Here is a 10,765-nt window from a genome sequence, read left to right as displayed (position 1 = left end):
ACCTAGTGCGTCTACCAATTCCGCCACCTGGGCACTGGAGTCGATGATCGCTCATCGTTTCCGTGTTACAACGTCTCAGCAACGTTGTGGGCGCGAACTATACGAGTACGTATTCTGCTTGTAAACCCCTGATGCGATAAAAATTATTCTGCTGCCGAAGCTGACCGACGAAGCGTTTTCGCGCTTCAATAGAGCAATGGCAGCAAACGCTAAAGAAGAAAAGGTGACCTACCTCTAATGGCCGATTGGCAAAACCTCGATCCCGAGGCCGCTCGCGAAGCGGAAAAGTACGAAAACCCCATCCCCAGCCGGGAACTGATCCTGGCTCACCTATCCGAGCGAGGCGCTCCGGCGACTCGCTCCCAGTTGCTCGACGAGTTCGGGCTCGCCGGCGAGGAGCCGGAAGAGGCCTTGCGTCGTCGCCTGCGCGCCATGGAACGCGACGGGCAGCTTATCTATACGCGTCGTGGCGCCTACGCGCCGGTGGACAAGCTGGACCTGATCCGCGGCCGCATCAGCGGGCACCGCGATGGCTTCGGCTTCCTGATCCCCGACGATGGCAGCGACGACCTGTTCCTCAGTCCCACCCAGATGCGCCTGGTGTTCGACGGCGACCGCGCCCTGGCACGGGTGTCCGGCCATGACCGGCGCGGACGCCGCGAAGGCCAGCTGGTCGAGGTGATCGAGCGGGCCCACGAGATCGTGGTCGGCCGCTACTTCGAGGAAAGCGGCATCGGCGTGGTGGTCGCGGACAACCCGAAGATCCAGCAGGAAGTCCTGATCCCGCCGGGCAAGGCCGGCAAGGCCAGGCACAACCAGTTCGTCCAGGTGCGCATCGAGCAATGGCCGAGCATCCACCGCCAGGCCCAGGGCGAGATCGTCGAGGTGCTCGGCGACTACATGGCGCCGGGGATGGAGATCGAAGTCGCCCTGCGCAGCTACGATATCCCCCACGTCTGGCCGGCCGCGGTGGAGAAGGAAGCGGCCAAGCTCAAGCCGGAAGTGGCGGAGAAGGATAAGGAAAAGCGTATCGACCTGCGCCAGGTGCCCTTCGTCACCATCGACGGCGAGGATGCCCGCGACTTCGACGACGCGGTGTACGCCGAGGCCAAACGCGGCGGCGGCTGGCGCCTGTTCGTGGCGATCGCCGATGTCTCGCACTACGTGAAGGTCGGTTCGGCGCTGGACGAAGAGGCGGCCAGGCGCGGCAACTCGGTGTATTTCCCCGAGCGGGTGATCCCGATGCTGCCGGAGGTGCTGTCCAATGGTCTCTGCTCGCTGAATCCACTGGTCGACCGGCTGGCCATGGTCTGCGAGATGACCCTGTCCAAGGCCGGCAAGCTGACCGGCTATCAGTTCTACGAAGCGGTGATCCACTCCCATGCGCGCCTGACCTACACCAAGGTCAGCCAGTTGCTCGAGCATCCCGACAGCGTCGAGGCCGAGAACCTGCGCCAGCAGTTGCCCGGCGTGGTGCCGCACCTGCAGCAGCTGTATGCGCTGTATAAAGCGCTGCTGGCCGGCCGCCATGTCCGCGGCGCGATCGATTTCGAGACCCAGGAAACCCGCATCGTCTTCGGCGCCGACCGGAAGATATCGGAAATCCGCCCGACCCAGCGCAACGATGCGCACCGCCTGATCGAAGAGTGCATGCTCTGCGCCAACGTGGCGACCGCACGCTTCCTGCAGAAGCACGCCATCCCGGCGTTGTACCGGGTGCATGACGGCCCGCCGCAGGAGAAGCTCAACAACCTGCGCCAGTTCCTCGGCGAGCTGGGGTTGAGCCTCGGCCGCGGCAAGGCCGCGCCGACCCCGGGCGACTACCAGGAGTTGCTGGAGAAGATCCACGACCGCGCCGACTTCCGCCTGATCCAGACGGTCATGCTGCGTTCGCTCAGCCAGGCGGTGTACAGCCCGGACAACAATGGCCACTTCGGCCTCAACTACGACGCCTACACCCACTTCACCTCGCCGATCCGGCGCTACCCGGACCTGCTGGTGCATCGTGCGATCCGCAGTGTGATCCGCTCCAAGGCGGAGACTCCGCACGTGCAGCGGGCCGGCGCGGCGAGCATGCCCAAGGCGCGTATCTATCCGTACGACGAATTGCGCCTGGACCAGTTGGGCGAGCAGTGCTCGATGACCGAGCGGCGTGCCGACGAGGCCACCCGCGACGTGACCAACTGGCTGAAGTGCGAATACATGCGCGAGCGGGTCGGCGAGACCTTCCCTGGCGTAATCACTGCGGTCACCGGTTTCGGTCTGTTCGTCGAGCTGACCGACATCTTCGTCGAAGGCCTGGTCCATGTGACCGCGCTGCCCGGCGACTACTATCATTTCGACGCCGTGCACCATCGCCTCAGCGGCGAACGCACCGGGCGCAGCTTCCGTCTCGGCGACACCACGGAAGTGGTAGTGGCGCGGGTCGACCTGGACGAGCGGAAGATCGATTTCGAGCTGGCCGGAAACGTGCTGAGCGCGCCGATCGGACGCAAGAAGCGCAACGGCGACAAGTCGGCGAACGCCGGCAAGGCGCCGAAGGGGCGCAAGGGCGCATCCGTGCCCGAGGTCGACCTGGAGCCGGCGCTGGCCAGTCCCGACGCCGCGGTGGTGCCGCGGCGCAAGGCCGGCAAGGTGCAGGCGCTGCCGCCGGTCGCGCCGGAGCTGCTGGCGCAGGCCGCGGAGATGCTCGGCAACACCGACGTGCGCAAGAGTCGCGAGGTGAAGCAGGCGCTGCTCGCCGAGGCGCGTGTCGGCGGCAAGGACAAGGGCGGGAAGAAGGGCAAGGTCGTTCCTGCGGGCAAGAGCGCGAAGGGCAAGGCCAAGGACGGCAAGCCCGCCGCTGCCGCCAAGCCGGGCAAGCCGACCAAGCATCGCAAGGGGCCTTCCAAGCCGAAGGCCGACAACGCTCCGGCCGCCACCGGGGCGCGCAAACGTAAGGCCAAGTCATGAGTCAGTGGGAAAAGGTCTACGGCGTGCATGCCGTGGAAGCGTTGTTGCGTCATCACCCGAAGCGGGTCAAGCAGTTGTGGCTGGCCGAGGGGCGGCATGATCCGCGGGTCCAGGTGCTCACCGAGCTGGCCGCCGGGTTCCGTATTCCGGTAGGGCAGCGCGATCGGCGCGAACTCGACGAGTGGGCGGAAGGCGTCCACCAGGGCGTGGTCGCGGAAGTCAGCCCCAGCCAGGTCTGGGGCGAAAACATGCTCGAGGAACTGCTCGAGCGGAGCGAGGGCGTGCCGCTGCTGCTGGCCCTGGATGGCGTCACCGATCCGCACAACCTCGGCGCCTGCCTGCGTACCGCCGATGCGGCGGGGGTGCAGGCGGTGATCGTGCCCAAGGACAAGTCCGCGACCCTCAACGCCACCGTGCGCAAGGTCGCTTGCGGCGCCGCCGAGGTGATCCCGCTGGTGGCGGTGACCAACCTCGCGCGCACCCTGGAAAAGCTCCAGCAGCGCGGCCTGTGGGTGGTCGGCACCGCTGGCGAGGCGGACAAGACCCTCTACCAGCTCGACCTCAAGGGGCCGACCGTGCTGGTGATGGGCGCGGAAGGCAAGGGCATGCGCCGGCTGACCCGTGAGCACTGCGACTTCCTCGCCAGGTTGCCGATGGCCGGCAGCGTCAGCAGCCTGAACGTCTCGGTCGCCACCGGCGTCTGCCTGTTCGAGATCCTCCGCCAGCGCACCCCGCTGGAGTGAGCGCGTGCGGGGCCGCCGCGGCGCGGCCCCGCGCCATTCCATCCGCTGTACAAATATTCGCCAATCTTCCTTGCTTCGCCGGTTGCCCTTCTCTAGAATGTCGCCCCTTGCCGCGCGGGCAGGCGTTCGTTCGCCTCTCCACCAGGCAAGCCAAGAAAACATTCACTCCTTGCCTGACCGTTCTGCGGCAGGCTGCAACCCGTAAGGAGCATTTATGCGTCATTACGAAATCGTGTTCCTGGTTCGCCCGGACCAGAGCGAACAAGTCGGTGGCATGGTCGAGCGTTACACCAAGGCCATCGAAGAAGACGGCGGCAAGATCCACCGTCTGGAAGACTGGGGCCGTCGTCAGCTGGCCTACGCCATCAACAACGTGCACAAGGCCCACTACGTTCTGATGAACGTCGAGTGCAGCGCCAAGGCCCTGGCTGAGCTGGAAGACAACTTCCGTTACAACGATGCCGTGATCCGTAACCTGGTCATGCGTCGCGACGAAGCTGTCACCGAGCAGTCCGAGATGCTCAAGGCTGAAGAAAGCCGCAACGAGCGTCGCGAGCGTCGTGAGCGTCCGAACGATAACGCTGAAGGCGCCGATGGCGACGACAACAGCGATAGCGATAACGCTGACGAGTAATTCCGGACCAGTATTGAGGAGCCAATCACATGGCACGTTTCTTCCGTCGTCGTAAGTTCTGCCGCTTCACCGCCGAAGGCGTGAAAGAGATCGATTACAAGGATCTCAACACCCTGAAGGCCTACGTTTCCGAAACCGGCAAGATCGTTCCGAGCCGTATCACCGGCACCAAGGCCAAGTACCAGCGTCAGCTGGCGACCGCTATCAAGCGCGCCCGCTACCTGGCCCTGCTTCCTTACACCGACAGCCACGGCCGTTGAGATCGGGCAGTCGAACGCTGGTAAGGGATAGATCGCATGCGCGCACTGGCTGAGTTCACCATGCGCGGCCGCATGCAGGCCACGCTCGCCGTGGCAGGCTCCGCGGTTGTTCCACTGTTGTTCTGGCTGAGTGCCGCCGCCGGTAGCCTGGTGCTGCTGCGGCGCGGATTCGGCGACGCCTTCGGCGTCCTGGCCTGGGCGGTGCTACCGGCGATGTTCTGGTGGTACCTGGGCGATCCGAGCATCCTTCTGGTCCTGCTCGGTACCCTGACGCTGGCGCAGATCCTGCGCGCCAGCACGTCCTGGAGCCATGTGCTGCTGGGCAGTGTTGCAGTTGGCGTGGTATTCGCGCTGGTGCTGGGGCATACCTCCAGCGAGCTGATCGGCGCCCTGGCGACGGAAGTCACCAAGGTCCTGACCCAGCTTCGCGGGGAGTCCCAGCTGTCGGGCGAAGAGCTGGACAAGTTGCAGGTGGCGCTGGTGCCGACCCTGACCGGGGTCATGGCTTCCTCGCTGCAGGTGACCTGCCTGCTCTGCCTGATGCTCGCGCGGTACTGGCAGGCTTCGCTGTACAACCCGGGCGGCTTCGGCCGCGAATTCCGGAGTTTGCGGCTGGCGCCGGCGGTTGCCGTGATCCTGCTGCTGGGGGCCGTCGTGGTCCCGGCGCTGGAAGTGCAGGCCGCGGTGCTCGGTCCGTTGTGCAGCGTGCCGCTGATCATCGCCGGCGTGGCGCTCGGGCATGGCCTGATCGCCCTGAAGCGCCTCGCGGGTGGTTGGCTGGTGGGCCTGTACCTGGCTGTATTGCTGCTGGGGAACCTGATCTGTCTTTTGGCGGTTGTCGACAGTCTGTTTGATTTTCGTGGACGCCTGGCCCGGCGCCAGGGTTCCACGAACGGTGAAGGTTAAAAGTTAAGAGGTAAGACTCAAATGGAAGTCATCCTGCTGGAAAAAGTCGCCAACCTGGGCAACCTGGGCGACAAGGTGAACATCAAGGGCGGTTACGCCCGTAACTTCCTGCTGCCGCAGGGCAAGGCCACCGTCGCCACCGCCGAGAACGTCGCTGCGTTCGAAGCACGCCGCGCCGAGCTGGAAAAGGCTGCCGCCGAGAAGAAGGCCGCTGCCGAAGCCCGTGCTGCCCAGCTCTCCGAGCTGGTGGTAACCCTCGGCGCCCACGCTGGCGACGAAGGCAAGCTGTTCGGTTCGATCGGCACCCGCGACATCGCCGAAGCCGTTTCCGCTGCCGGTTACCCGCTGGAAAAAGCCGAAGTTCGCCTGCCCAACGGCGCGCTGCGCAACACCGGTGAGTTCGACGTCGCCGTGCACCTGCACACCGACGTGGAAACCACTCTGAAGCTGATCATCGTCGCTGAGTAAGCGATCCGATCGGTAGGGCTGGGCGGGCATATGCGTGTCCGCGGCAGTCCGCTAACATCGGGCACGGTACCGGCAACGGCACCGTGCCCGTTGTTTTTTCCGCTGTTCCTTTTTCTTGCGTCGAGTCTATGAACGAGATCACCAGCCCCGAGCAATACGACCTGGAAACCACAGCCCTGAAGGTGCCGCCGCACTCGATCGAGGCCGAGCAGGCCGTGCTGGGTGGCCTGATGCTGGACAACAACGCCTGGGAGCGTGTGTCGGATTCGGTGTCCGACGGCGATTTCTACCGCCATGACCATCGCCTGATCTTCCGCGCCATCTACAAGCTGGCCGAGGCCAACCAGCCGATCGACGTGGTGACCCTCTCCGAGCAGTTGGAGAAGGAAGGACAACTGGCCCAGGTCGGCGGCCTGGCCTATCTCGGCGAACTGGCGAAGAACATTCCCTCGGTCGCCAACATCAAGGCCTACGCGCAGATCATCCGCGAGCGCGCCACCCTGCGCCAACTGATCGGCATCAGCAACGAGATCGCCGACAGCGCCTTCCACCCGGAAGGGCGCGGCGCCAACGAGATCCTCGACGAGGCCGAGCGGAAGATCTTCGAGATCGCCGAAGCGCGACCGAAGACCGGCGGGCCGGTAGGGATCAGCGATATCCTGGTCAAGACCATCGACCGCATCGACTACCTGTTCAACACCACCGAGGCGCTGACCGGGGTGTCCACCGGTTTCACCGACCTCGACGAGAAGACCAGCGGCCTGCAGCCGGCCGACCTGATCATCGTCGCCGGGCGTCCGTCGATGGGTAAGACCACCTTCGCCATGAACCTGGTCGAGAACGCGGTGATGCGCACCGACAAGGCCGTGTTGGTGTACTCCCTGGAGATGCCCTCCGACTCGATCGTGATGCGTATGCTCTCGTCGCTCGGGCGTATCGACCAGACCAAGGTGCGTTCCGGCAAGCTCGACGACGAGGACTGGCCGCGCCTGACTTCGGCGATCAACCTGCTCAACGACAAGAAGCTGTTCATCGACGATACCGCTGGCATCAGTCCCTCGGAAATGCGCGCGCGGACCCGTCGCCTGGTGCGCGAGCACGGCGACCTGGCGCTGATCATGATCGACTACCTGCAACTGATGCAGATACCCGGCTCCAGCGGCGACAACCGGACCAACGAGATTTCCGAGATTTCCCGCTCGCTGAAGGCCCTGGCGAAGGAATTCAACTGCCCGGTGATTGCCCTGTCGCAGCTCAACCGCTCCCTGGAGCAGCGACCCAACAAGCGCCCGGTGAACTCCGACTTGCGCGAATCCGGGGCGATCGAGCAGGACGCCGACGTGATCATGTTCGTCTACCGCGACGAGGTGTACCACCCGGAGACCGAGTTCAAGGGCGTCGCCGAAATCATCATCGGCAAGCAGCGTAACGGTCCGATCGGTACGGTGCGCCTGGCCTTCATCGGCAAATACACGCGCTTCGAGAACCTTGCCGCCGGCATGTACAACTTCGAGGACGAATGACCCGGCTTGGGTCTTGCCCGGCGGGCGCCTTACCATAGGCACCCGTTTCAGTTGCAGGACCCGATGCCATGCGTCCCCTCGTTGCCACCGTCGACCTTTCCGCCATTCGCCACAACTATGCCCTGGCCAAGCGCTGCGCGCCGCAGCGCCAGGCGTTCGCGGTGGTCAAGGCGAACGCCTATGGCCACGGTGCGCGCGAAGTGGTTACCGCGTTGCACGACGATGCCGATGGCTTCGCCGTGGCCTGCCTGGAGGAGGCCGCGGAAGTCCGCGCCTTGCACGCCAGCGCGCGCATCCTGTTGCTGGAAGGCTGCTTCGAGGCGAGCGAATACGCCCTCGCCGGGCAATTGCGCCTGGACCTGGTGATCCAGGGCGCGGAACAGGGCGAGGCGTTCCTCGCCGCCGGCCTGGATATTCCACTCAACGTCTGGCTCAAGCTCGACTCCGGCATGCACCGCCTGGGCTTCGATCCTGCCGCGCTGCGCGCCTGGCATGCGCGCCTGCGCAACCATCCTGGTGTGCGCGAGCTGAACCTGATCAGCCATTTCGCCTGCGCCGACGAACGCAACCATCCGCTCACCGAGCAGCAGCTGGAGAGTTTCCTCGGCCTGCTCGACCTGGATTTCGACCAGCGCAGCCTGGCCAATTCGGCGGCGGTGCTGACTATCCCGGCCGCCCACATGGACTGGCTGCGGCCGGGAATCATGCTCTACGGGTCGACCCCGCTGGCCGACCTGAGCGCCGCCGAACTGGGCCTGAGGCCGGCCATGAGCCTGGGCGCGCAGTTGATTTCACTGCGCGAGGTGGCCGTGGGCGAGAGCGTCGGCTACGGCGCCACCTGGATCGCCGAGCGGCCGGCGCGGATCGGCACGGTCAGTTGCGGCTACGCCGACGGCTATCCGCGTACCGCGCCAGCCGGGACTCCGGTACTGGTCGGGGGACGCCGCGCGACCCTGGCCGGGCGGGTCTCGATGGACATGCTGGCGGTCGACCTCTCCGACCTGCCGGAGGCTCGCGTTGGCGACCCGGTGGAGTTGTGGGGCGCCGGGTTGTCGGTGGACGAGGTCGCCCGTGCCTGCGGCACCCTTGGCTACGAGCTTCTGAGCAAGGTCACGGCTCGGGTTCCGCGACGCTACAGCCACTGATTCAGGAGATACGCTCCGGTGCCAGGGCGGTCGGCCAGGGGAGCGCCGGCGCGGTCTCGCGTTCATCGTCGGCAGCCATCGCATAGCCGGCGCGCCCGGCGCCCTTGACCCGGTACAGCGCCTGGTCGGCGGCCTTGTAGAGTTTGCCGAACTGCAGGGCGTCGCCGGGAAACAGGGCGACGCCGATGCTCGGTGTGATCACCAGCCACTGCTTGGCGAACTCCACCGGTTTCGCCAGTTCTCGCAGCAGGCGTTCGGCGATGTCGCGGGCATGCTGCTCGGCATTCGACCCGCCGACCAGCACGGCGAATTCGTCGCCGCCGAGGCGCGCCACGCAATCCTCGGTGCGCACGCAATGGCGCAGCCGCTGGGCCACGTTCTGCAGGACGAAGTCGCCGGCATCGTGGCCATGGGTATCGTTGATCGGCTTGAAGTGATCCAGGTCGATCAGCAGCAGCGCCATGCTGTTGCCGTGGCGGCGCGCGTCGTCCAGGGCGCTTTCGGCGAACTCCATCAGGTGCCTGCGGTTGCCAAGCCCGGTCAGCGGGTCGTGATGGGCGGCGTACTGCAGTTGCGCTTCGCGCATCTGCAACTGGCGATTGGCCTCGCTCAACTCGTTGGTACGGACTTCCACGGCGCGTGCCAGGTCGCGCTGGGCGCTGTGCAGCAGGGCCAGGCGCGCGTTCTTTTCCTGGTCGGCCTGGTCCAGGGCCAGGGCCCTTTCCTGCTTCAGATCCTGGATGCGCGAGGCGAGCGCCAGGGAGAACAGCAGGGCCTCCAGGGTCAGCGCCAGCGGGAAGACCATGGCGTTGGCCGAGGTCGGCTGGACCAGCGCGGTGGCGCGCATCACGCCAAGGCTGACGCTGCCGAGCACCAGGCCGAAGCCGACCAGGTACAGGCGCGCCGTGGCCGAACCCTGGCGCCAGCGCTGCACTGCCAGGCCGATGGCGATCGGCAGGTTGGCCAGCAGGGCCAGCGCCAGCACGCCGGCCGCCTGCCAGCGCCAGCCGGCGGCGTTGAACGCCAGGCAGGCAAGGAACAGCAGGCAACAGGCGTTCAGCAGGTGATGGGCCCAGCGTGCGTGCTGCCGGCTTTGCAGCAGGTTCTGGCTGAAGCGGATCACGCAGATGCCCCAGATCGCCAGCAGCGCCAGGCGGTCAAGCCACCAGGGCACCGCCCGCTCGGGCCAGAAATACTCGAAACCATGGCCGCTGATGCTCAGGGTCAGCACCAGCGCGCTGGCAGCGGTCAGCACGTACCAGAAATAGGCGCGATCGCGCAGGCTGGTGAAGAGGAACAGGTTGTACAGCAGCAGGGCGAGGATCAGCCCGTAGGCCATGCCGAACAGCAGGTTGCCCTGGCTGCGGTATTCCAGCAGTTCGTCGTGGCTCCAGAGCCTCAGCGGAAAGGCGTTGCCGCCGGGATCGTAGCTGCGCAGGTAGACGCGCAACGGCCCATCGCCGGGAGGGATCCGGAACAGCGGATGACGATAGGCGTGGTCGCGGCCCTCGGCGAAGGGCACCGCTTCGCCGCTGCGATGTTCACGGAACCCGCCGCGCTCGTCGGGGAGATACAGGCGCAGGTCGTGCAGGCTGGCGCTGGCGACTTCCAGCCACCAGCCGCCGGATACCGCCTCGCGTCTCGGCAGGTCGAGGCGCAGCCACCAGGCGCTGCGGCTGAGGCCGACGCTGGTGCGGCCGGCGGCGGCGACGAAGCGGCCGGCCTGCTCCGCTTGTTCGAGGTCCTCCACCGCCAGGTTGCCATCGGGGTCTTCGAGCAGGTCCAGCGAGCCGTTCAACCAGGCGCCGCTGGCCGGAGGCGCCGGAAACTCCGGCGCGGCGCGCGAAACGGCGCTGGCCAGTAGCAGGAAGATGACCGCGAGCAGGGCAAGAGGATGGCGCACGATGACTCTCCCGGGGGCCTGCCTTAGAGGCCGGGTGAGATGACGATGAATGGAGTATAGAAACAAGATGGCTAAATGATGGCATTTTTTCGAAGCCGGCCGACGACAGGCAATACCCAGTGAAAACGTCGGAATTGCTCATTTTTTGTGCTATATTCCGCGCCCCGCGTTTTCGCGACCCCCCATTCCTAGAGATACCCCCTGGTGCCCGTGATGCAAGCCGCCAAGCCG

General features: G+C 65.7%; 9 protein-coding genes. 8 read left to right on the top strand and 1 reads right to left on the bottom strand.

Features of this window, described 5'->3' with window-relative positions; all coding sequences use genetic code 11:
* Positions 1 to 237 precede the first annotated feature (237 nt).
* From rnr to alr, 8 genes are all read left to right on the top strand, one after another.
* On the top strand, positions 238 to 2,952 hold the full coding sequence (gene rnr, locus HMPREF2716_RS28260; protein ID WP_003100016.1) for a ribonuclease R: 2,715 nt from the start codon (positions 238 to 240) through the stop codon (positions 2,950 to 2,952).
* The gene (gene rlmB, locus HMPREF2716_RS28255) at positions 2,949 to 3,695 is read left to right on the top strand and encodes a 23S rRNA (guanosine(2251)-2'-O)-methyltransferase RlmB (RefSeq protein ID WP_003095638.1); all 747 of its coding nucleotides are present in this window, start codon (positions 2,949 to 2,951) and stop codon (positions 3,693 to 3,695) included. Before rnr ends, rlmB begins: the two co-directional genes overlap by 4 nt.
* A gap of 214 nt (positions 3,696 to 3,909) precedes the next feature.
* Complete coding sequence (rpsF, locus tag HMPREF2716_RS28250; protein ID WP_070622078.1) at positions 3,910 to 4,329, top strand: 30S ribosomal protein S6; 420 nt, start codon at positions 3,910 to 3,912, stop codon at positions 4,327 to 4,329.
* A gap of 29 nt (positions 4,330 to 4,358) precedes the next feature.
* On the top strand, positions 4,359 to 4,589 hold the full coding sequence (gene rpsR / locus HMPREF2716_RS28245) for a 30S ribosomal protein S18 (protein ID WP_003095634.1): 231 nt from the start codon (positions 4,359 to 4,361) through the stop codon (positions 4,587 to 4,589).
* 36 nt (positions 4,590 to 4,625) lie between these two features.
* Positions 4,626 to 5,495, top strand: coding sequence for a hypothetical protein (locus tag HMPREF2716_RS28240; RefSeq protein ID WP_003095630.1), 870 nt, complete (start codon positions 4,626 to 4,628; stop codon positions 5,493 to 5,495).
* Positions 5,496 to 5,516: 21 nt separating this feature from the next.
* Entirely contained in the window at positions 5,517 to 5,963 is a 447-nt protein-coding gene (rplI, locus tag HMPREF2716_RS28235) for a 50S ribosomal protein L9 (RefSeq protein ID WP_003095627.1), read from the top strand.
* 128 nt (positions 5,964 to 6,091) lie between these two features.
* Positions 6,092 to 7,486: a replicative DNA helicase gene (gene dnaB / locus HMPREF2716_RS28230; protein ID WP_003100012.1), complete on the top strand. Its 1,395-nt coding sequence runs from the start codon at positions 6,092 to 6,094 to the stop codon at positions 7,484 to 7,486.
* A gap of 68 nt (positions 7,487 to 7,554) precedes the next feature.
* Positions 7,555 to 8,631 carry an alanine racemase gene (alr, locus tag HMPREF2716_RS28225; RefSeq protein ID WP_003100010.1) on the top strand — a complete coding sequence of 359 codons (1,077 nt, stop codon included), beginning with the start codon at positions 7,555 to 7,557 and terminating at the stop codon, positions 8,629 to 8,631.
* A gap of 1 nt (position 8,632) precedes the next feature.
* On the opposite strand, the gene HMPREF2716_RS28220 is transcribed toward alr, so the two are convergent.
* Positions 8,633 to 10,534: a diguanylate cyclase gene (locus HMPREF2716_RS28220; protein ID WP_021205359.1), complete on the bottom strand. Its 1,902-nt coding sequence runs from the start codon at positions 10,532 to 10,534 to the stop codon at positions 8,633 to 8,635.
* Positions 10,535 to 10,765 lie beyond the last annotated feature (231 nt).

Source organism: Pseudomonas sp. HMSC076A11 (assembly GCF_001810205.1).
Lineage (GTDB): Bacteria > Pseudomonadota > Gammaproteobacteria > Pseudomonadales > Pseudomonadaceae > Pseudomonas > Pseudomonas aeruginosa.
Note: the sequence above shows the minus strand (reverse complement) of the source record. Positions and strands in the feature narration are given on the sequence as shown.

Excerpts from the sequence above, each read along its gene's own strand:
- rnr (WP_003100016.1), top strand. The coding sequence starts at position 238 with ATGGCCGATTGGCAAAACCTCGATCCCGAGGCCGCTCGCGAAGCGGAA.
- rlmB (WP_003095638.1), top strand. The coding sequence starts at position 2,949 with ATGAGTCAGTGGGAAAAGGTCTACGGCGTGCATGCCGTGGAAGCGTTG.
- rpsF (WP_070622078.1), top strand. The coding sequence starts at position 3,910 with ATGCGTCATTACGAAATCGTGTTCCTGGTTCGCCCGGACCAGAGCGAA.
- rpsR (WP_003095634.1), top strand. The coding sequence starts at position 4,359 with ATGGCACGTTTCTTCCGTCGTCGTAAGTTCTGCCGCTTCACCGCCGAA.
- HMPREF2716_RS28240 (WP_003095630.1), top strand. The coding sequence starts at position 4,626 with ATGCGCGCACTGGCTGAGTTCACCATGCGCGGCCGCATGCAGGCCACG.
- rplI (WP_003095627.1), top strand. The coding sequence starts at position 5,517 with ATGGAAGTCATCCTGCTGGAAAAAGTCGCCAACCTGGGCAACCTGGGC.
- dnaB (WP_003100012.1), top strand. The coding sequence starts at position 6,092 with ATGAACGAGATCACCAGCCCCGAGCAATACGACCTGGAAACCACAGCC.
- alr (WP_003100010.1), top strand. The coding sequence starts at position 7,555 with ATGCGTCCCCTCGTTGCCACCGTCGACCTTTCCGCCATTCGCCACAAC.